Raw genomic sequence first — 20,635 nt, 5'->3', positions numbered from 1 at the left:
GTCTCAGCGGCCGGCCGGTCGCAGGCTTCGCAGCAGGAACGCGATCATCACGTCGAGGTCCGGCACGGGCGCGTCGGGATACTGGCTGACCAGCAGCGGATGGCTGTAGCGCGCGATCGCCGTGTGCAGGCAGCGCGCCGTGCCGGCCGGATCGTCCGTCTCGAACTCGCCGCGCGCGACGCCGTCGACGACGATCCGCTCGAACACCGCCCCGATCCGGTCGACGTGGTGGCGGCAGACCTCCCAGCTCTCGCTCATCGCCGCCTCGATCATCTCGTGCATGCGCGGGAAGGCGCGGCAGCGCTCGGAGGTGTCGCGGTACAAGGCCCCGATCACCGCCGTCAGGCGGTCCGCGGCGCGCGAGCCCGGGGCGTCGGCGATCGTCGAGATCAGCGCCTCGACCTCGCCGACCAGGCGCTCGACCACCGCCTCGTTGATCGCCTTCTTCGAGTCGAAGAACCGGTAGACGTTGGCCGGGCTCATCTTCAGCGTCTTGGCGATGTCGGCGACGGTGGTCTTCTGGTAGCCGATCTCGCGGAACGAGCGCTCGGCCGTCGCCAGGATCCGGCAGCGCGTCGTCGGCGCGCTCTCGTCGCTCTGGATGCGTTCTAGGTCGACGGCGATGGTCATGGACCGAGCGTATGCCGCAATCCGGCAAAGCGTCAAAATGTCGGACCGCGCACCTGTGAGGAACCGGGCCGCGACGCCGGAATTGGCCCGCTGAAACGGCCCGATGGCGGGGCCGGACCACCTCCAGCAGCGAAGCCGGCACCGATGAAGCTCGAAGGCAAGAAGGCCCTGATCACCGGTGCGGATTCCGGGATCGGCCGGGCCACCGCACTCCTGTTCGCGCAGCACGGCGCGGACGTCGCGATCACCTACAACACCGACGCGGACGGCATCGCCGAGACCGCGCGCCTGGTCGAGGAGACCGGGCGCCGGGCGCTGGTGATCCAGAACGACGTCGGCGACCCGGCCTCCGTCACCGCCACCTTCGACCGCATCGCCAGCGACCTCGGGCCGATCGACATCCTGGTGGCCAATGCCGGGCAGGCGATGAGCGGGATGGCGGTGGCGGACATGGAGGATGCGCGGCTGGAGCAGATCCTGCGCGTGAACCTGATGGGGCCGCTGTTCTGCGCCCGCGCCTTCATCAAGCTGCGCCGGGTGCAGGGCGGCCGCGGCAAGATCGTGATGGTCTCGTCGGTCGCGCAGCACTTGCCGACGCCGGAAAGCGCGCCCTACGGCATGTCGAAGGCGGGCGTCGGATCGCTCTGCCGAAGCCTGTCGCGCGAGCTCGCCGAGGACAAGATCAACGTCAACAACGTCGCGCCCGGCCTGATCGAGACGCCGATGACCGCCGACCGCTTCGAGGACCCGAAGGTGCTCGACAAGTCGCTCGAGCGGATCCCGTGGCATCGCGCCGGGCAGCCCGACGACATCGCCAAGGCGATCCTCTACCTCAGCAGCGACGATGCCGACTACGTCACCGGGCACACCCTCGTCGTCGACGGCGGCCTGACGATGCAGTGGGGCGGCGCCTGAACCGCGACCGGTCGTTTCGACCGCGTCCCTCGCATGATCCCGGCAGCGTTAACAGGATGGTAGCGGACTTCAGTCACATCTGAGGGTATGCTGTTCCAGTTCAGAACCAGAGCCCCAGCGCGCACCATCGACGCCTCCACGCCAGTGGAGGCGATCGAGCAGCCCAAGCCCGTGGCGCCCGTGGCGGCGCGTCTCGACGGCGACGTCGTGAACGCCATCGAGGAAGACGTCCGCTCCGCGATCGAAGGGGTGAGCCGCTCGATCGAGACTGCGCAGAGCGACGTCGCCGAGATGAAGGGCGGCCTCTCCGCGATCCGGGCGCAGATGGACGACCTCGTCCAGGTCTCGCGGAACGCGGCCGCCGCGACCGCGAGCCTCGCCGGCCAGACCGGAAGCCTGTCGACCCTCGCGAGCCAGACCGCCGCGGCCATGTCGCAGGCCGGCGGTCATCTCGACCATGCCGGCGATCGCGGCTCCGAGGCGCGCGCCCTGATCGCGACGCTGGCCCAGGCCGGCAACGAGATCGCCGGCATCGTCGACACGATCGCCGCGGTGGCGCGGCAGACGAACCTGCTCGCGCTGAACGCCACGATCGAAGCCGCCCGCGCCGGCGAGGCCGGGCGCGGCTTCGCGGTCGTCGCCGCCGAGGTCAAGGCGCTCTCGGTCGAGACGGCGCGGGCGGCCGAGGAGGTGCGGACCCGCGTCCTGCGCCTCCGGGAAGGCGCCGCCGCCTCCGGCGCCGCGATCGAGGCCGCGGCCGGGGCCATCGAATCGGTCCGCCCGTCCTTCGCCAGCGTCCGGGAGATCGCCGACATCCAAGCCCGCACGGTCACGAGCATCGTCGACGAGGCGACCCGCACCTCGGACCTCGTCGCGCATCTCGACGCGGATGCGGGCTCGGCCAGCGCCGCCGCGTTCGACCTCGACCGCCAGGCGGAGCGCATGCAGTCGGCCACCGCGTCCGCGGCCGAGCAGGCCGGCCGCCTGGGCCAGCGCTTCGTCACCGTGGTCCGCCAGAGCGAGCTCGGCGACCGGCGCCGGTTCGATCGTTACCCGACCGACCTCCAGGTCCGCCTGCCGGATGGGCGCAGCACCCGCACGGTCGATCTGAGCGAGGGCGGCGTCCTGCTGCGCGCGCCGGAGGGGGAAGCCATCGCGGTCGGCGCCGGCATCGTCATCGCGATCGACACCGTCGGCGAGGTCCAGGCGCAGGTGGTGGCGACGAGCGCGATGGGGGTGCACTGCGCGTTCCAGGCGAACGACGAGGCGTTCCGCGACAAGCTGCTGGCGAAGATCGCGTCGATCCACGCGGAGCACGCGCCCCTGATCGTCAAGGTCCAAACCCTGGCGGCGCAGGCCGCGTCGATCCTTGAAGGAGAGCTGGCCGCGGGGCGCGTGTCGGAGGCGGCCCTGTTCGACACCGACTACCAGCCGATCGCCGGCTCGAACCCGGCGCAGTTCATGACGCGCTCGGTCGAGCCGATCGTGCGGTTGCTCGGACCGATCCTCGAGGAGGAACTCGGGCGGGACGAGCGGATGATGTTCTGCATCCTGACCGACCGCAACGGCTTCCTGCCGTTCCACAACCGGGTCTACTCGCAGCCGCAGCGCAGCGACGACCCGATGTGGAACCACGTCAACGCGCGGAACCTGCGGATCTTCGACGACCGGACCGGCATCACGGCGGCGCGTTCGATGCGGCCGGTGACGCTTCAGGTCTACCGACGCGAACTCGGCACCCAGATCATCATGGTGACCGAGGTCGACGCACCGCTGAAGATCAAAGGGCGCCACTGGGGCGGCTGCCGGACCGCCTATCGCTTGTGACCGACGCGGGCCGGAGGACCCGCATCACCCTGATCGATCGAACGCCGAAAAAGCAGACGGCTTACGAACCGAACTGCGAGCCGAGCTGCTCGAGGTATTCGGCGAGGTCGACGCCGCCGACGCGCTTGCCGTAGTCGAAGCGCATGCCCTGGCGGATGTCGACCGCCGCGCTCTTGGTCGTCAGCGTGAACGGGCGGACGCAGACCCAGGCGCCGTCGCGGCGATGTTCGAAGTATCCGAGGATTTCGTGCTTGGCCATGTCTCGGTCCCGTACGGATTTTCGGGATAACGAGCACGGCCCGACTTCGTTCGATGCGCGCGGAGATTTATCCGCATCTTACCGTCAAGCTTTGGTCTTTGCAGGGCAGCACGTGTTTGCTGCGAGGCAACATGGTGACGCATGACGAACCTTGTTCCGACGCGCATGAGCTGGGCGCTTCGTCGATCGCCGCCTCCCGCGCGTCCCTGGTGCCGAGATGCCGCGCAGCGACACCGCAGACGGCCGCGTGATCCCAAGAGCTTGCTGGTTACGAGGTCCACTCGGCGCGATCACATCAGCACGCGGTGATGGGTAAGAGCGAGGCCGGTCGCAACGCCGGCCGCTCGCCGCGTTCAGCCGCCCGGCTTGGCGGCGTTGACGAGGTCCGGGGGCGTGATCTCGGGCAGCGCGATCGCCTGCGACGCATCCGGCCGCGTCCGGCGTCGCATCGGCGCGAGGGCCTGCGGCTGGCCGGTCTCGAGCGCGCGCTCGATCGCGGCGAGGATGCGGACGTCGGCCAGCCCCTCCTCGCCGTCCGGCTCCGGCACGCGGCCGTTCAGGATGCAATCCGAGAAGTACCGCGTCTCGGCCCCGAACTGGTCGACGCTCGGATAGGACAGGGCTTCGGTCTCGCCGCCACGGGTCAGCTCGCCCGCGAGCGACTGGCCGAAGGTGAAGCCCGGCGCCATCAGGAGGTCGCCCTCGGTCCCGGCGATGCGGTAGGCGTCGACCGAATCGGTCTCGTAGGAGACGGTGAACTGCGCGAGGCGGTCGCCGGGGAAACGGAGCGTGACCGCGACGGTGCCGTGGAAGGCGTAGGGGCTTCCCGGCCGGCGGGTACCGTGGGCGTGGACCTCGACCGGCTCGTCGGCGAACAGGTTGCGCACGGCGTTGATCGGATAGGTACCCATGTCCGGCACCGGCCCGGCCCAGTAGCCCTGATGCGCGCGGTGGTTCTCGATCGCGACGTGCTGGCCGAAGGTTGCGGTGAAGACCAGCGGCTCGCCGATCGCGCCGGTCCGCACCCGCTCGATCGCGTCGAGGGTGCCGGGCTCGAAGTGCAGGCGGTAGGCCAGCATCAGCCGGGCGTTGCCGCGCTCGGCCGCGGCGATGATCGCCTCGCACTCGGCGACGCTCGTCGCCATCGGCTTCTCGAGCAGCACATGGATGCCGGCCTCCAGCGCGGGCACGGCGAATTCGCGGTGCATCCCGTTCGGCAGCGCGAGGTAGACCGCATCGAACAGGCCGGAGGCCAGAGCCTCGGCGTAGCGGTCGTAGGAGAAGGTGGTCAGGCGATAGCGTTCGCCGAGCGAAGCGGCCTTCTCCGGATCGCCGGTGACCAGCGCCGTGATCGTGGAATTGCCGGTCTGCGCCACCGCCGGCATGAAGGCGGCCTGCGAGATCCAGCCGCCGCCGACCACCGCGTAGCGGATCGCCTTCGCATCACTCATGGTCGCCCCCGGGTTACGCCGATGCAGGCGCAACGCGAGGTGCGAGCCGAGGTTTCCGAACGCTCGCGGCGCGGAGGCGGTTTCGCGTCAGGCGGCGGGCTTCAGCGCGCCGATGTTGTCGTGGAAGTCGGGCCCGTTGGTGGTCTTCGCCACGTGGCCGGCGCGGACGAGGTAGTCGCCGAAGCGCTCGCCCGGATTGCGGCCGCGCGCGTAGTCGGCGAAGAGCGGGTCGAGGGTGTCGCGGATCTCGTCGGCCTTCACGTCCTCGCGGTAGAGCTTGCCCAGCCGCGAGCCGTCGAAGGCGGCGCCGAGGTAGAGGTGGTAGCGCTCGGGGCCGCGGCCGACGAGGCCGATCTCGGCGATGAACGGGCGGGCGCAGCCGTTCGGGCAGCCGGTCGAGCGGATCGTGATCTCGTCGTCCTGCAGGCCGTGGCGGGCGAGGCTCGCCTCCAGCTCGGTCATCAGGTCGGGCAGGTAGCGCTCGCTCTCGGCCAGGGCGAGGCCGCAGGTCGGCAGCGCGACGCAGGCGATCGAATTGCGCCGCAGGGCGCCGGCGCCCTTGGTCAGGCCGTATTCGTCGACCAGCGCCTCGATCGCCGCCCGCTTCTCGGAGGGCACGTTGGCGATGATCACGTTCTGGTTGCCGGTGAGGCGGAAGTCGCCCTCGTGCTCGGTGGCGATCCGGCGCAGGCCGCTCAGGAACTTGGGGCCGTCCTCGTAATCCTTGATCCGGCCCGACGGCACGTACAGCGTCAGGTGATGGCGGCCGTCGTCGCCTTCGGTCCAACCGTAGCGGTCGCCGTTACCGGTGAAGGTGAACGGCTTCGGGTCGGCGAAGGCCTTGCCGACGCGCTTCTCGACCTCGGCGCGAAACGCCTTCAGGCCGTAGCGCTCGATCGTGTACTTGAGCCGGGCGTTCTTGCGGTTGGTGCGGTTGCCCCAGTCGCGCTGCACCGTCATCACCGCTTCGGCGACCTTCACCGCCTCGTCCGGCTTGCAGAACAGCATCAGGTCGGCGGTGCGCGGGAAGGTGTCCGGCTCGCCGTGGGTCATGCCCATGCCGCCGCCGACGGTGACGTTCCAGCCGGTGAGCTTGTTGGCCTTGTCGAGGATCGCGATGAAGCCGAGGTCGTGCGCGAACACGTCGACCTCGTTCGAGGGCGGCACCGCGACGACGATCTTGAACTTCCGCGGCAGGTAGGTCTTGCCGTAGACCGGCTCGAACTCCTCCTCGCCGCCGACGACCTTCTCGCCGTCGAGCCAGATCTCGCGCCAGGCATTGGTCCGCGGCAGCAGCGAATCGGAGATGTCCTTGGCCAGCTCGTAGGCCGCGGCGTGCGCGTGGGTCTGGGCCGGGTTGGTCGCGGCCATGACGTTGCGGTTGACGTCGCCGCAGGCGGCGATGGTGTCGAGCAGCGCGGCGTCGATCGCCGCCATGGTGCGCTTGAGGTTCGACTTGATCACGCCGTGATACTGGAAGGTCTGGCGCGTCGTCGCGCGGATCGCGTCGCCGGCATAGGTCGTGGCGATGTCGTCCAGCGCCAGCCACTGCTTCGGGCTGATGACGCCGCCGGCGATGCGCAGGCGGATCATGAAGGCGTAGGCCTTGTCGAGCTTCTTCTTGGTCCGCTCCGGGCGCAGGTCGCGATCGTCTTGCAGGTACATCCCGTGGAACTTCACGAGCTGGCCGTCATCGTCGGAGATCGCGCCGGTGGCGTGCTTGAGCAGCCCGTCGGCGAGACCGCCGCGGAGATAGCCGCTGGCGATCTTCAGGTGCTCGTTGTGCGCGAGCCCCGCCGCCCGCGCGGCCTCCGCCTCGTCGATCGGGCGGCCGGTCGGCGGGGTCTCGTAGACGCGCTCGGAAGCAGGCTTGTGGTCGTCCATGGCGGTGATCCGTCTCGATTCGTTTCGACTGCCGACGCATCTCCCTCCCCCCTTTGCGGGGGAGGGTGGCCCCTGCGTCAGCAGGGGTCGGGAGAGGGGAGCGCCGTATCCGGCATCGTCGCTCCCCTCTCCCGACCCGCTTCGCGGGCCACCCTCTCCCGCAGGGGGGAGAGGGAAGAGGTGGCGTCAGTACACGTCCTGCTGGTAACGGCCGGCGCGCTCAAGGGCCGACACCGCCGCTGCGGCATCGTCGGCACTCAGGCCCTTCACCGCCGCGTAGGCGTTCTCGACCGCGACGCGGACGTCCTTGGCCATCGCCTTGGCGTCGCCGCAGACGTAGAGGTGCGCGCCGCCCTCCAGCCACTCCACCAGTTCCTCGCGATGCTGGTCGATGCGGTGCTGCACGTAGAGCTTCTCCGGCTGGTCGCGCGAGAACGCCACGTCGATCTTGGTAAGCGAGCGGTCCTCCAGCGCCTCCTGCCATTCGAGCTGGTACAGGAAGTCGTGGGTGAAGTGCCGGTCGCCGAAGAACAGCCAGGAGCGGCCAGTGGCCTCGACCGCGCGGCGCTCCTGCACGAAGGCGCGGAACGGGGCGACGCCGGTGCCGGGCCCGACCATGATGATGTCGGTCGCCGGGTCGGCGGGCAGGCGGAAGTGGCGGTTCGGCTTCAGGCGGACCCGGAGCTTGGCGCCGTCCGACATCCGGTCGGCGACGTGGGTCGAGGCGACTCCGGTCCGCGCCCGGCCGTGGGTCTCGTACCGCACGGCGGCGATCACAAGGTGGACCTCGTCGTCGACTTCCTTGCGCGAGGAGGCGATCGAGTAGGCGCGCGGCGGCAGCGGACGGGTGATGCCGCCGAGATGCTCGGCGGTCAGGGCCGCCGGGTAGGTCTCGATCAGGTCGATGAGGTGGCGGCCCTCGATCCAGGCGCGGACCTCGCCGCTCTCGATCAGCCGCTTGGCCTCGTCGTGCCCGGTCGCCTTCACGAAGCGCTCGACCGTGGCGGCCGAGAGGGTGGTGATGTCGCGCTCGGCGAGCAGCGAGCGGCGTAGGGCCTCGTCGCCGGTCAGGCCGGTCGCCTTCAGGATCTCCTCGACCAGGGCCGGGTCGTTCTCCGGGTAGATCTCGAGCGAGTCGCCGGGCTCGTAGGCGGGCGCGCCGTCCTCGAAGGCCAGCGCGAGGTGGATCGTCTCCTTGTCCGAGCGCGACGAGTTGAGGTTCACGTGCTCGACCACCTCGACCACGACCGGCTCGCGGCTCGGCTCGGCATCCTCGTCCTCGGCAGCCGTGGCGCGGGCGAAGTCGACCGCCACGACGTTGTCGGCGGCGACCGGGGCCGGCGCCAGCGCCTTCAGCGTGTCCTTGATCCAGGCGGCGGCCGGCGTCTCGTAGTCGAGGTCGAGGTCGGCGCGCTCGGCCGCCCGCTTGCCGCCCAGCGCCTCGAAGCGCGCGTCGAGCGCCTTACCGATGGCGCAGAACTCGGCGTAGGAGGTGTCGCCGAGCGCGAGCACCGCGAACTCGACGCCGTCGAGGCGCGGGGCGCCGTCGCCCATCAGGGCGTTGTAGGCGTGGGTCGCGCGGGCGGGCGGCTCGCCTTCGCCCCAGGTCGCAGCGATGGCGACGAGCTTGCCGGCCTTCGGCAGCACGGCGAGGTCGAGGTCGGCGAAGTCGATGACCTTCGGCTTGAAGCCCTGCTTGCGCGCGAGCTTGGCGACGGTGCCGGCCAGGGCCTCGCAGTTGCCGGATTCGCTGGCGTAGATGATCGTCAGCGGCTCGGCGGCCTTCGGCGGAGCGGCCGGTGCCGCCGCAGGCTGCCCGCCGGCCGCGTCGATCCCGGCGAGGAAGCCGGCGAGCCAGGCGCGCTGGATCGCGGTGGCGCTGCCGAGCACGGCGTCGAGGCTGGCCCGCTCGCTGTCGCCGAACGGCGCGGTGCGGGGAAGAAGGCTTTGGCGTGACATCGGAAGACCATGTCGTGGGGCGGAAGGCCCCTGTCAACGGGAAAACGTCCGTTTTACAGAACGCTTGATTTGGAGAAGGAGTCGATCGTCGTTGCGGCGCAAAAAAGAACTTTATTCTCCGACCGCCACGAGGGTCGGCGGCAATCCCTGGATCTGGCGGCCGTTCGTCGGTGGCGCGGGCAGCGGCAGGGCCGTCGTCGACTTCACCTTCTCCATCGCGAAGCGCGAGGTGACGTTCTTCAACGGCAGCGTCGCAATCAGGCGCTTATAGAACGTGTCGTAGGCGCTCATGTCGGCCACGACGACGCGGAGCATGTAATCGACATCGCCGGCCATGCGGTAGAATTCCAGCACCTCGGGCATCGCCGAGACGGTGCCGGCGAATCGCTCCAGCCACTCGCGCGAATGGTCGGCGGTCTCGATCGAGACGAACACGGTGAGCCCGAGGCCGAGCTTGACCGGGTCAAGCACGGCGACGCGGCGGTCGATCACCCCGTCGGCCTCGAGGCGCTGGATGCGCTTCCAGCACGGGGTCTGCGACAGGCCGACCCGCTCGCCGATCGCGGCGATCGACAGGGTCGCGTCCGTCTGCAGCAGCGCCAGGATCTTCAGATCGATCGAATCCACGGCCAACCTCGCATCTCGACGTCGCTTCGCCATGCGGCCCATGCAGGGCGCCCATGAGAAGGAACTTCCATTTCCGCGCAACCGATCCCGATTGCGGCGTGTTGCCAGGGCTTACTGCATCGCAGCGCAGGGAATCCGGGCCTCGCGGCGGCGCCTTGACACCGTTCGTTATAGCGAACATCTCAGGGAACAACCAGTGCCCCTGGCACGACCCGGCCCGCGAACGAACAGGCGATGACCCTTCCCACCCCCCAGGCGGCGGCCGATCTCGCCGCCCAGCTCAAGCTCCTCGACCTCAAGGGGCGGATCGCGCTGATCGAGGCGACGATTTCCGGACGCCTCGTCTTCACCACGAGCCTCGGCATCGAGGATCAGGCGCTGACGCACGCGCTCGCGATGGCCAAGGGCCGGACCGAGATCGTCACCCTGGATACCGGGCGGCTCTATCCCGAGACCTACGACGTCTGGGCGGAGACGGAATCGGCTTACGGCATCCGCATCCGCGCCTACGCCCCCGAGCGGCGATCCGAGGAAGCGTTCGTGCGCGAGTCCGGTATCAACGGCTTCCGCCACTCGGTCGAGGCGCGGCAGGCCTGCTGCGGCTTCCGCAAGGTCGAGCCGCTGGGCCGCGCCCTCGACGGGGCGGCCGGCTGGCTCACCGGCCTGCGCGCCGGCCAGTCCGCCAACCGCGCCGACACGCCGCTCGCGGAGTTCGACGAGAGCCGCAACTTGATCAAGCTCAATCCGCTGGCCGACTGGACGCGCGAGGACGTCGACCGTTTCGTGCGCGACAACTACGTGCCCTACAACGTGCTGCACGATCGCGGCTTCCCCTCCATCGGCTGCGCCCCGTGCACCCGTGCCGTCCGCGTCGGCGAGCCGGAGCGTGCCGGCCGCTGGTGGTGGGAGCAGGAATCCAAGAAGGAATGCGGTTTGCACGTCCACGTGCCCGAGGCCGACGTCGCGCCCGGCGAGGAAGCCGCGGCATTCGAGACCACGCAATCCCACAGACCGGAGATGGCCCGATGAGCGCCGCACCCGCGATCCAGGCGCAAGCCGGCAGCCGCCTCACGCACCTGCAGCGGCTGGAAGCCGAGAGCATCCACATCTTCCGGGAGACGGTCGCCGAGACCGAGAACCCAGTGATGCTCTACTCGATCGGCAAGGATTCGTCGGTGCTGCTGCACCTGGCGCTGAAGGCGTTCGCCCCCGGCCGCCTGCCGTTCCCGCTGATGCACATCGACACGACCTGGAAGTTCCGCGAGATGATCGCCTTCCGCGACACCCGCGCGAAGGAGCTCGGCCTCGACCTGATCGTCCACACCAACCAGGACGGGCTCGCCCGCGGCGTCGGCCCGATCAGCCACGGCTCGGAAGTCCACACCGACGTGATGAAGACGCAGGCGCTGCGGCAGGCGCTCGACAAGCACAAGTTCGACGCGGCCTTCGGCGGCGCCCGCCGCGACGAGGAGGCCTCGCGCGCCAAGGAGCGGATCGTCTCCCTGCGCACGGCCCAGCACCGCTGGGACCCGAAGCGCCAGCGGGCCGAGCCCTGGCACCTCTACAACCTGCGCAAGAAGCGCGGCGAGAGCCTGCGCATCTTCCCGCTCTCCAATTGGACCGAACTCGATATCTGGCTCTACATCGAGCAGGAGCGGATCCCGATCGTGCCGCTCTACTTCGCAGAGCCGCGGCCGGTGGTCGAGCGCGACGGGCAGCTGATCATGGTCGACGACGACCGCCTGCCGCTGGAGCCCGGCGAGACGCCGACCTTGCGCAAGGTCCGCTTCCGCACGCTCGGCGACTATCCGCTCACCGGCGCGGTCGAGAGCGGCGCCGACACGCTGCCGGCGATCATCGGCGAGACGCTGGCCGCCCGCACCTCGGAGCGGCAGGGCCGGGTGATCGACAAGGACGGCGCCGGCGCCATGGAGCGCAAGAAGCAGGAAGGCTACTTCTGATGACGGTCCACCCCTCCAAGGACGCGTTCGACGCGCCCGAGTTCGGCTACGCGTCGTTCCTGGCCGCGCATCAGAGCAAGGAAGTCCTGCGCTTCATCGCCTGCGGCTCGGTGGACGACGGCAAGTCGACGCTGATCGGCCGCCTGCTGCACGACACCAAGCAGATCTTCGACGACCAGATCACCGCGCTTCAGCGCGATTCGAAGAAGCACGGCACGCAAGGGCAGGAGGTCGACCTGGCGCTTCTCGTCGACGGCCTCCAGGCCGAGCGCGAGCAGGGCATCACCATCGACGTCGCCTATCGGTTCTTCTCCACCGACAAGCGCTCGTTCATCGTCGCCGACACGCCAGGCCACGAGCAGTACACCCGCAACATGGCCACCGGCGCCTCGACCGCCGACGTGGCTGTGATCCTGGTCGACGCCCGCCAGGGCCTGACCCGCCAGACCCGGCGCCATGCCCTGCTGGTCTCGATGCTCGGCATCCGCCGCGTCGTGCTCGCCATCAACAAGATGGACCTCGTCGGCTGGTCGCAAGCCACCTTCGACGGGCTGGTGGCGGGCTTCTCCGCCTTCACCCGCGATTTCGGCTTCGTCGAGGTCCGGGCGATCCCGCTCTCGGCCAAGAACGGCGACAACGTCGTGCTGCCGGCGGTCTCCGCGCCGTGGTACCAGGGTGGCCCGCTGCTGGCCTATCTCGAGAGCGTGCCGGTGCACGAGGAGGCGCTGGCCGCGCCGTTCCGCATGGCGGTGCAGTGGGTCAACCGCCCGAACTCTGAGTTCCGCGGGTTCTCGGGCCTCATCGCCGCCGGCACGGTGAAGCCGGGCGACCCGGTGGCGATCGCCCCGTCTGCGCGCACCTCCACGGTGGCGCGGATCGTCGGCCCGGACGGCGATCTCGCCAGCGCCCAAGAGGGCCAGTCGGTCACCCTGGTGCTCGCCGACGAGGTCGACGCCTCGCGCGGCAGCGTCATCGCCGCCGCCTCGCATCCGATGCAGGTCTCCGACACCCTCGACGTACGCCTGTTCTGGGCCGCCGAGACCGAGCTCGCCCCCGGCACGGCGCTGCTCGCCAAGGTCGGCACCGTCACGGCCAACGCCGTGGTGGACCGCATCCGCAACCGCATCGACCCCGAGACCGGGCAGCCCGGCCCGGCCGAGAAGCTCGTCGCCAACGACGTCGCCGATGTCACGCTCAAGCTCGACCGCGCGGTGCCGTTCGACCCCTACGCCGAGACCCGCGACACCGGCGGCCTGATCCTGATCGATCGCGAGAGCACGGACACGGCGGCTTTGGGGCTGGTTCAGGCGCCGACGCGGGCGGCCGCGGCCGCGCCGACGAGCGCCGCCGCCGCCGCGACGACCCCGACCGGCGGCTTCCTCAGCCGCCTGCGCGGGTTGTTCGGCGGCTGAGACGCGGCGGCCTCGGCCGTAGACGGGATAAGAGGACCGCGCGGTGATCCGCGCGATCCCTCGGTTGCCGGTACGGAGCCACGTCGTTCCCGCAAGCGGTAAGGACCGCGGAGTGCGGGCGGATCGGTATTTCCGAACGCCGGTCAGACCAGGCTGAACTGCAGCTCGCCCAGCCCTTCGAGGCTCGACACGATGACGTCGCCCGGCTTCAGCCATTGCCGCTCCGCCCGCGGGATCTTCTCGCCGAAGATCACCCCCTGCGGCGTGCCGGTGTAGAAGACGTCGCCCGGCTTGATGGTCATCACCTTCGAAGCGAAGCTGATCAGCTGGCGGCAGTTGAAGATCATGTCCGCGGTCGTCCAGTCCTGCCGCACCGCGCCGTTGACCTTGGTCACGAGGCGCAGGTTGTTCGGGTCGGGCACGCGGTCGGCGGTGACGAGGTAGGGCCCGAGCGGCGCGAACCCGTCCGAGGTCTTGCCGATCATGAACTGCGAGGTCAGCGTCTGCAGGTCGCGGGCGCTGAAGTCGTTGCCGGTGGCGTAGCCGGCGACGTAGTCGAGCGCGTCGGCCTCCGAGACGTCGCGGCATTCCCGGCCGAAGACGATCACCAGCTCGGTCTCGTAGTCGAACTCGCGCGCCGCCTGCGTCGGCAGCCGGATCGTGCCGCCGTGATGGTTGAGCGTGTTGTTGTACTTGTTGAACAGCGGCGGGTCCTTCGGCGGCGGCGTTCCCGTCTCCTCGGCGTGCTTGCGATAGTTGAATCCCATCATGATGATCTTTTCCGGCCGGGTGACCAGCGGCGCGTAGGCGATCCGGTCCTCGGGGATCGTCAGCCGCGGGTCGGGGGCCGCCTCGACCGCATCGATCAACGCGCGCAGCATCGGGCCCTTCCCGTTCTGCAGAAGGTCGTCCATGTCGGCCGGCACCGGCAGGCCGACCGCCTTCCCGGCGGCGGCGACGTCGAGCACGCCGTCCGGGGTCTTCAGGCCGAGGCCGTAGCCGCCGTCGCGGCGCAGGTTGATCAGGATCATGTCGCGCGGCATGCCGAAGGCGGTCGGCGCGGGCGGCCGCTTCTCCGCGGCCCGTGCCGCGACCGGGGCGGCCATGGCGGTGGCCGCGAGACCGGCCGTCGCCTTCAGGAAATCGCGTCGATCGCCCATCGTTCTCTCCTCCCGAGATCGTCGATGCCTGGGTGGCGGCCCTTCGACGGGCCATCCGCGTGCCCGACGCCGCGAAGCCGCGTCGAGACCGCCAGGATGCGCCGATCCCGGATCGATGTCAGGAGCCCGGGACCGGTCGAGGCGACAGGCTGGTCAGGATGTCGTCCGGCGATTCACGCGGCCGCGGCCGTCTCGGCGAGTCCCCAGGCCTGCGCCAGCAGGCTGTAGGAGCGCCGCCGGGCCTCCTGATCGGGAACGGCGCAGACCACCATGATCTCGTCGGCCTGCGTCGCCTCGGCGAGGCCCGAGAGCAGGGTGCGCACAGTCTCCGGCGTGCCGACATGCAACCGGTCTCGGCCGCGGGCGATGCGGGCGCGCTCGGCATCGCTGTAGGGATAGGCTTCGGCCTCGGTGAGCGTCGGGATCGGCGCGTACTCGCCGCGCTCGCGCCGGAGCGTCGCCAGCTGGGTGCTGAGCGCCAGGCGCTCGGCCTGTGCCTCGGTCTCGGCGCACACGGCCGCGACCGCGAGGATCGCATGGGGCCGGGTGCCCCACCGCGAGGGCTGGAAGCCGCGGCGATAGTCGAGCATCGGGCCACGCGCGTCGAATGAGGCGAAGTGCTGCGCGAAGGCGAAGCCGAGCCCGAGGCGTGCGGACAGATGCGCGCTGTAGTCGGACGACCCGAGCAGGAAGATCGGCGGCAGCGGCACGCCGGCCGGCATCACGGTCACGGTGTTGAACGGATGGCCCTCGGGGAAGCCGCCGGTCTCCCACAGCATCAGCTCCTGCAGCCGCTCGAGGAAGTCGTCGCCGCCGCGCGGCGCCTCGCGCCGGCGCAACGCCTGGGCGGTGATGCCGTCGGTGCCGGGCGCGCGCCCGAGGCCGAGGTCGATCCGCCCGGGAAACAGCGCCTCCAGCACCTTGAAGCGCTCGGCGACCATCAGCGGCGCGTGGTTCGGCAGCATGATCCCGCCCGAGCCGACCCGGATCGTCCGGGTCGCGGCCGCGATCTGGCCGACCATGATGTCGGGGGCCGGGCTCGCGACCGAGGGCAGGGCATGGTGCTCGGCGAGCCAGTATCGCCCGTAGCCGAGGCGGTCGACGTGGCGGGCGAGGTCGAGGGAGTCGCGCAGCGCCTGAGCCGGGCTGGAGCCGGAACCGACGAACGACAGGTCGAGGACGGAGAGCGTTGCCATCGCCAGGAGATGGTGTCGCCGGAAGCCGCCGTCGAGGCGGCGGCCGAGCACGAGCCCTGCACCCCGTGCGTGACGTTTGCCGGCGAACCCCGAGCCGGCGCCTTGCTCGTCCCAGGAGCCGCGACTACGGTCCCGCCGCCGTCACGGGACGGCGAAACCTGCATGAAAACCGGAGCACCCGACCATGGGCTTTCTCGCCGACGCCCTCTCGCGCGTAAAACCATCCGCGACGATCGCGATGACGCAGAAGGCGCGCGACCTGAAAGCCGGCGGCATGGACGTGATCAGCCTGTCGGTCGGCGAGCCCGACTTCGACACGCCCGAGCACATCAAGCAGGCCGCGATCGAGGCGATCGCCCGGGGCGAGACCAAGTATCCGCCGGTGTCGGGCATCGTGCCGCTGCGCGAAGCGATCGTGAAGAAGTTCAAGCGGGAGAACGGGCTCGACTACAAGGTCTCCCAGACCATCGTCGGCACCGGCGGCAAGCACGTGATCTACAACGCGCTGCTGGCGACGCTGAACCCCGGCGACGAGGTCGTGATCCCGCGCCCCTACTGGGTGTCCTACCCGGAGATGGTGGTGCTCTGCGGCGGCACGCCGGTCTTCGCCGAGACCGACATGGCGCACGACTTCAAGCTCCAGCCCGAGGAGCTGGAGCGGGTGCTGACGCCGAAGACCAAGTGGATCATCCTCAACTCGCCGTCGAATCCCTCGGGCGCCGCCTACAGCCATGCCGAGCTGAAGAAGATCACCGACGTGCTGATGAGGTACCCGCACGTCTGGGTGCTCACCGACGACATGTACGAGCACCTGACCTACGGTGACTTCGAATTCGTCACCCCGGCGCAGATCGAGCCCGGCCTCTACGAGCGCACGCTGACCATGAACGGCGTCTCGAAGGCCTACGCGATGACGGGCTGGCGCATCGGCTACGCCGCCGGCCCGGAAAAGCTGATCAAGGCGATGGACTTCGTCCAGGGCCAGCAGACCTCGGGCGCGTCCTCGATCTCGCAATGGGCGGCGGTGGCCGCGCTCGACGGCACGCAGGCGCACCTCGCGCAGTTCAAGGCGGCGTTCCAGGAGCGGCGCGACCTCGTGGTCTCGATGCTGAACCAGACCAAGGGCCTGCAATGCCCGACGCCGGAGGGCGCGTTCTATGTCTACCCGTCCTGCGCCGAGACGATCGGGCGCACGACCCCGTCGGGCAAGACCCTCGCCACCGACGAGGACTTCGTGACCGAGCTGCTGCAGGCGGAGGGCGTCGCCGCCGTGCACGGCTCGGCCTTCGGCCTCGGCCCGAACCTGCGCATCTCCTACGCCACCTCGACCAAGACGCTGGAGGAAGCGTGCAACCGCATCCAGCGCTTCTGCGGCTCGCTGCGCTAGCACGACGACGGCGGGCACCATCGGGTGCCCGCCACTTCGATACGGATCCGCCGCGGATCGTCCCTGTGGTTCGGGCCATGGCTTGAGGTGATTCGATGCCGACCATCGCCGTCATCGCCCCGGGCGCCATGGGAAGCGCGGTCGCCCGCCGCCTCACCGAGAACGGCGTCCGCGTCCTGACATCGCTGACCGGACGGAGCGCCGGGACCCGCGACCGCGCCCGGGCCGCCGGCATGAGCCACGCCGACGATGCGGAGATTGCCGCGGCCGACCTGATCCTGTCGATCGTGCCGCCGGCCGATGCGGCCGGCCTCGCGGTCCGCCTCGCCCCGAGCCTGGCGGCTCAGCCGAAAAAGCCGGTCTACGTCGATTGCAATGCGGTGTCGCCGGCGACGGTGCACGGCATCGCCGCGATCATCGCGGGCACGGGCGTGCCGTTCCTCGATGGTGCGATCCTCGGGCTCCCGCTTGAACCCGGCGCGAAGGGGCCGCGGGTCTACGTCGCCGGTGACGACCTTGCGCCGCTGATGGCCCTGCGCGCATGCGGCCTCGACATGCGGGCCTGCGCGGGTGGCGTCGGGGCGGCGTCCGGCCTGAAGATGGCCTATGCCGGCATCAACAAGGGCCTGAAGGCGGTGGCCGCGGCGGTGGTCCTCGGCGCAGAGCGCGCGGGCGCCGCCGACGCGCTGCGGGCGGAGCTGGCGGAGAGCGAGCCGGAGCTGCTCGCCCGCCTCGCCGGCGGGTTTCCCGACATGATGCCGAAGGCCTACCGCTGGGTCGCGGAAATGCACGAGATCGTCGACTTCCTGGCGCCGGACCCGGCCGGCGGCGCGATCTTCGCCGGGGCGGCCGAGACCTTCGCGCATCTCGCGACGCCCGAGGGCGAGGACGACGTCGCCACGCTCCTCGCCTTCGCCGAAGCGGCAGGCGGATCGTCGCGGACGCGCGGATCGTCCTGAGCATCGGTTGCCGGCTCTTTGCACTTCACCTACATCGGCGGTCCCCGCGGCCGATGCGCCTGAAGGTTTCGCGAGCCCGCTCGGGCCTGCATGGACGCGGGGTCGGCAGTGACGGGGCGGCCCGGACCAGTTCTCTGGACCGCTCCTGTGAATCCTGGTGGGCCGGGGTGCTGCAGGCGTGTCGGAGGCGCGGGGAACAGGAACCGCGGACCCGGCGCATGGCCCACACAAGTTTCGCCCCGTTCCGGGACGGCAGCCGGTGCCGACCTTCGGATTTCGTTCACGCTCATCGGCAACAGTGGCAATGGGCCGGGGAACCGGTCGCGTGTCACTGCGTATTGTCGGGCTTGACCATCATGCGGGGGTTCCTCACCAGCGGCGTCAAGGCGATCCTGGCGATCGCGGCGCTGTCCACCGCCGCCCATTGGGCGCTGCGGGTCCAGCGCGATCCGGCGCCGAGCACTCAGGTTCTGGCGAGCCTGCCCGATCCGGTGACCACCGGGTCGATCGAGCCGCGCAAGCCCGAGCGCGTCGCCGCCCAGCCGGCGCAGAAGGCGGCCGCGGACCTCGACCAGGATCACCTCTCGGCGCTGATCGCCAGCACCACCGGCCTGAAGCCGAAGGCGCAGAAGGCCGTCGTCGCCAAGCGCTGAGCGAGGAACGAGGCTTCCATTCGACGAAAAATGCCGCCCGCCGAGAGGGCAGGCGGCCTTCCATGATCTCGTCGCGCGATCAGGCGGCGAGGGAGCGGGGCTCGTGCCGCCCTTCGGCGATCTCCTCGATGATCTTCGTCGAGAACGCATCGAGATCGCCGGGATTCCGGCTGGTGACGATGCCGTGGTCGGTCACGACCTCGCGGTCGTGCCAACGGGCGCCGGCATTGATCACGTCGGTGCGGATCGAGGAGAACGAGGTCAGGTCACGGCCCTTCGCCGCGCCGACCTCGATCAGCAGCCACGGCGCGTGGCAGATCGCGGCGACAACCTTTCCCGAGGTCACGAAGGCCTTGATCACCTCCAACGCCTTCGGCTCGAGGCGGAGCTTGTCCGGGTTGATCTGGCCGCCGGGCAGGACGAGGGCATCGTAGGCAGACGGATCGACGGTCTCGAGGTCGAGGTCGACCGCGACGTTCTTGCCCCAATCGGTCTTGTCCCAGCCACGGATCGATTCCGGCTTCTCGCGCGATTTCGGCGACGCGACGTGGACCGTCGCGCCGGCCTGCCGCAGCTTGGCCTGCGGGACGGTGAGCTCGGTCTCCTCGAACCCGTCGGTGGCGAGGATCAGGACCTTGGCTTGCTTGATGTCGGGCATGGCGGTTCGCTCCGATGGATGACGTCGGCCGGCAAACCGGGACGTCTCCCCGCGGTTCCCCGACGATCCGGCAACCCAGGAATGCGCGGAACCCTCGCGCAGGCGATCCGTTGGCTAGCTTATTCCCAACTGCACGAGGCAGCGCATGGCCAATCCCGGCCTTCCGACCCCCGATCCGACCCCCGGGGACCTTCCGCCGCCCGTCCCGCCGGACGAGATGCCCGATATCGGGCCGACAGGGCCGCGCACGCCCTATCCGGTGAACGATCCCGGCATCGACGAGCCCGGCGGCCCCGGCTCGGAGCCGGACGTGTTTCCCGGCGCCCCGACCGATCCCGGCGTCAGGATGTAGGAACGGATCAATGGCCGCCGTGCGACGCCCGCACGTCGCGCGGGGCCGCGAGGATCTCGGACAGGCTCGTCGCCACGTGACGGGCCTCCTCGTCGGTCAGGCGCAGCTGGAACGGCGGCAGGGCGCCGGCCTGGAGCGCGACGACGGCCTGGCCCTGGTCGTCGGTGCCGATCTCGATCGCGGAGGAGGTCACGTCGAGCATCGCGATCTCCTCGTCGCCCATCTCCTCGGCCATGTCGGGCTCCTCGGGTTCGTCGATGGCGGTGAGCAGTTGCCCGACGGCGCGCACGAGGGCGCGGGCGGCGCGGGCATCCATCACCACGGCGGTCGCCTGATCGTCCTTCTGGAAGGAGAGCTGGATGTTGGCCCCTTCCAACGAAACCGAGATACCTGCCATGGATCGCCTAAAAGCCTGAGCGCGAACCCTTATATGCACTGGGGCCCGCGAGAATCCCAGCCGCCGGGCCTCCGCTTTTGCCCGGGCACGCCGAGAACCTGCATCCCTGCCTTGTTGCGGCCGCAGGGAGCCCTTAGATAGGGTTGTGGGGGCCCAAACCCTGGGACGGACGCCGGTTACGGGTTCCTTGCCCGACGCCCTGCCACCCATACCAGACTTAGAAGTCAGTCGATCCGTTCGCGCTTTCACGAGCGCGAGGGCTCGACCCATCGTCGATACGAGGTTCTCTACGTGAATACCGGTACCGTGAAGTGGTTCAACGAGACCAAGGGCTACGGCTTCATCCAGCCGGATGACGGCGGCAAGGACGTGTTCGTCCACATCTCCGCCGTCGAGCGCGCCGGCATGCGCAACCTGATCGAGGGTCAGAAGGTGTCTTACGAGATCCTGACCGACAAGCGCAGCGGCAAGGACGCCGCCGGCAACCTCCAGGCTGCCTGAGGCCATCGGTCTCCCATCCACGCGGCCGTGAACACGGTCGAAACCATCCGACGCTGCCATCCTCCGGGAGCGGCCGCGCCGGACGGTCAAGGTAAACGCAATCTTAATCGCAACACCACAGAAACAGAGTCGGGCCCGCCGCGTGGCGGAGCAAACCCGGTCACATCGGAAGACAATCAAACACACCATGTTGTTCGAATACACCCGACGCCGTAGCGTCCGGTCGCCCGTCACGGATTCGGCGACCTTCAAGGTGGGGTGCATCAAGCAGAGCGCGACGTCGGACGCCCCGACCCTCGACCTCTCCCACCTCATCGATCGATCCTACAATTATCATTCGCCCCGAGAGTTGCGCTGGCATCTCGCCGACCGCCTCGGGCTCGCGCCGGCCGCTCTGGCCCTTCGCGAAGCCGCCCACGCCTGACCGCGCCGAGCCGATCCTGCAGA

General features: G+C 69.8%; 21 protein-coding genes. 11 read left to right on the top strand and 10 right to left on the bottom strand.

The window, feature by feature from the left end; genetic code table 11:
* Positions 1-3: 3 nt before the first annotated feature.
* Entirely contained in the window at positions 4-630 is a 627-nt protein-coding gene (locus MKK64_RS10505) for a TetR/AcrR family transcriptional regulator (protein ID WP_147726032.1), read from the bottom strand.
* 144 nt (positions 631-774) lie between these two features.
* Between MKK64_RS10505 and MKK64_RS10500 the strand changes: the two genes are divergently transcribed.
* Together MKK64_RS10500 and MKK64_RS10495 are read left to right on the top strand one after the other, a co-directional pair.
* A complete protein-coding gene (locus tag MKK64_RS10500; RefSeq protein ID WP_243934380.1) occupies positions 775-1,545 on the top strand; it encodes an SDR family NAD(P)-dependent oxidoreductase in 771 nt (256 codons plus the stop codon).
* Positions 1,546-1,689: 144 nt separating this feature from the next.
* Positions 1,690-3,372 (top strand): methyl-accepting chemotaxis protein, encoded by a 1,683-nt coding sequence (locus tag MKK64_RS10495; protein ID WP_243934378.1) that lies wholly within the window; start codon positions 1,690-1,692, stop codon positions 3,370-3,372.
* A gap of 61 nt (positions 3,373-3,433) precedes the next feature.
* On the opposite strand, the gene MKK64_RS10490 is transcribed toward MKK64_RS10495, so the two are convergent.
* The 5 genes from MKK64_RS10490 to MKK64_RS10470 all read right to left on the bottom strand — a co-directional run bounded on the left by MKK64_RS10490 (position 3,434) and on the right by MKK64_RS10470 (position 9,552).
* Positions 3,434-3,631 carry a hypothetical protein gene (locus tag MKK64_RS10490; protein WP_147842373.1) on the bottom strand — a complete coding sequence of 66 codons (198 nt, stop codon included), beginning with the start codon at positions 3,629-3,631 and terminating at the stop codon, positions 3,434-3,436.
* A gap of 353 nt (positions 3,632-3,984) precedes the next feature.
* Positions 3,985-5,082: a Gfo/Idh/MocA family protein gene (locus tag MKK64_RS10485; protein WP_243934376.1), complete on the bottom strand. Its 1,098-nt coding sequence runs from the start codon at positions 5,080-5,082 to the stop codon at positions 3,985-3,987.
* An 87-nt stretch (positions 5,083-5,169) separates the two neighbouring features.
* On the bottom strand, positions 5,170-6,966 hold the full coding sequence (locus MKK64_RS10480; protein WP_147726037.1) for an NADPH-dependent assimilatory sulfite reductase hemoprotein subunit: 1,797 nt from the start codon (positions 6,964-6,966) through the stop codon (positions 5,170-5,172).
* A 186-nt stretch (positions 6,967-7,152) separates the two neighbouring features.
* Positions 7,153-8,925 (bottom strand): sulfite reductase flavoprotein subunit alpha, encoded by a 1,773-nt coding sequence (locus tag MKK64_RS10475; protein WP_243934374.1) that lies wholly within the window; start codon positions 8,923-8,925, stop codon positions 7,153-7,155.
* Between the two features lie 111 nt (positions 8,926-9,036).
* Positions 9,037-9,552, bottom strand: a complete 516-nt coding sequence (locus tag MKK64_RS10470; RefSeq protein WP_147725948.1) for an Lrp/AsnC family transcriptional regulator — start codon at positions 9,550-9,552, stop codon at positions 9,037-9,039.
* A gap of 234 nt (positions 9,553-9,786) precedes the next feature.
* On the opposite strand from MKK64_RS10470, the gene MKK64_RS10465 reads away from it, so the two are divergent.
* Genes MKK64_RS10465 through cysN form a run of 3 tightly spaced genes read left to right on the top strand, consistent with a single transcriptional unit; the run spans position 9,787 to position 12,925 of the window.
* Positions 9,787-10,581 (top strand): phosphoadenylyl-sulfate reductase, encoded by a 795-nt coding sequence (locus MKK64_RS10465; protein ID WP_243934372.1) that lies wholly within the window; start codon positions 9,787-9,789, stop codon positions 10,579-10,581.
* Positions 10,578-11,513 carry a sulfate adenylyltransferase subunit CysD gene (cysD, locus tag MKK64_RS10460; RefSeq protein WP_243934370.1) on the top strand — a complete coding sequence of 312 codons (936 nt, stop codon included), beginning with the start codon at positions 10,578-10,580 and terminating at the stop codon, positions 11,511-11,513. The genes MKK64_RS10465 and cysD overlap by 4 nt, the downstream gene beginning before the upstream one ends.
* Complete coding sequence (gene cysN, locus MKK64_RS10455) at positions 11,513-12,925, top strand: sulfate adenylyltransferase subunit CysN (protein ID WP_243934363.1); 1,413 nt, start codon at positions 11,513-11,515, stop codon at positions 12,923-12,925. The genes cysD and cysN overlap by 1 nt, the downstream gene beginning before the upstream one ends.
* Before the next feature lie 143 nt (positions 12,926-13,068).
* On the opposite strand, the gene MKK64_RS10450 is transcribed toward cysN, so the two are convergent.
* Entirely contained in the window at positions 13,069-14,085 is a 1,017-nt protein-coding gene (locus MKK64_RS10450; protein WP_243934361.1) for a fumarylacetoacetate hydrolase family protein, read from the bottom strand.
* A gap of 173 nt (positions 14,086-14,258) precedes the next feature.
* Positions 14,259-15,281: an LLM class flavin-dependent oxidoreductase gene (locus MKK64_RS10445; RefSeq protein ID WP_243934471.1), complete on the bottom strand. Its 1,023-nt coding sequence runs from the start codon at positions 15,279-15,281 to the stop codon at positions 14,259-14,261.
* A gap of 184 nt (positions 15,282-15,465) precedes the next feature.
* On the opposite strand from MKK64_RS10445, the gene MKK64_RS10440 reads away from it, so the two are divergent.
* The 3 genes from MKK64_RS10440 (at position 15,466) to MKK64_RS10430 (ending at position 18,280) form a co-directional block, all read left to right on the top strand.
* Positions 15,466-16,668: a pyridoxal phosphate-dependent aminotransferase gene (locus MKK64_RS10440; RefSeq protein WP_243934359.1), complete on the top strand. Its 1,203-nt coding sequence runs from the start codon at positions 15,466-15,468 to the stop codon at positions 16,666-16,668.
* Between the two features lie 95 nt (positions 16,669-16,763).
* Positions 16,764-17,627, top strand: a complete 864-nt coding sequence (locus tag MKK64_RS10435) for an NAD(P)-dependent oxidoreductase (protein WP_243934350.1) — start codon at positions 16,764-16,766, stop codon at positions 17,625-17,627.
* Positions 17,628-17,983: 356 nt separating this feature from the next.
* Positions 17,984-18,280, top strand: a complete 297-nt coding sequence (locus MKK64_RS10430; RefSeq protein ID WP_147725955.1) for a hypothetical protein — start codon at positions 17,984-17,986, stop codon at positions 18,278-18,280.
* Positions 18,281-18,359: 79 nt separating this feature from the next.
* Here the strand turns inward: MKK64_RS10430 and MKK64_RS10425 are convergent, their stop codons facing one another.
* Positions 18,360-18,938 (bottom strand): type 1 glutamine amidotransferase domain-containing protein, encoded by a 579-nt coding sequence (locus MKK64_RS10425; protein ID WP_243934348.1) that lies wholly within the window; start codon positions 18,936-18,938, stop codon positions 18,360-18,362.
* A gap of 145 nt (positions 18,939-19,083) precedes the next feature.
* Here MKK64_RS10425 and MKK64_RS10420 point away from each other — a divergent pair, with 145 nt between their 5' ends.
* The gene (locus MKK64_RS10420; RefSeq protein ID WP_243934347.1) at positions 19,084-19,290 is read left to right on the top strand and encodes a hypothetical protein; all 207 of its coding nucleotides are present in this window, start codon (positions 19,084-19,086) and stop codon (positions 19,288-19,290) included.
* Positions 19,291-19,297: 7 nt separating this feature from the next.
* On the opposite strand, the gene MKK64_RS10415 is transcribed toward MKK64_RS10420, so the two are convergent.
* Entirely contained in the window at positions 19,298-19,687 is a 390-nt protein-coding gene (locus MKK64_RS10415) for a hypothetical protein (protein WP_147843063.1), read from the bottom strand.
* Positions 19,688-19,978: 291 nt separating this feature from the next.
* Here MKK64_RS10415 and MKK64_RS10410 point away from each other — a divergent pair, with 291 nt between their 5' ends.
* Positions 19,979-20,188, top strand: a complete 210-nt coding sequence (locus MKK64_RS10410) for a cold-shock protein (protein WP_147725959.1) — start codon at positions 19,979-19,981, stop codon at positions 20,186-20,188.
* Between the two features lie 187 nt (positions 20,189-20,375).
* Positions 20,376-20,612 (top strand): AsnC family transcriptional regulator, encoded by a 237-nt coding sequence (locus MKK64_RS10405; RefSeq protein WP_147725966.1) that lies wholly within the window; start codon positions 20,376-20,378, stop codon positions 20,610-20,612.
* The last annotated feature ends 23 nt before the right edge of the window (positions 20,613-20,635 follow it).

Source organism: Methylobacterium sp. E-025 (assembly GCF_022829705.1).
GTDB lineage: Bacteria > Pseudomonadota > Alphaproteobacteria > Rhizobiales > Beijerinckiaceae > Methylobacterium.
This window is presented reverse-complemented; position numbering and strand designations above follow the sequence as displayed.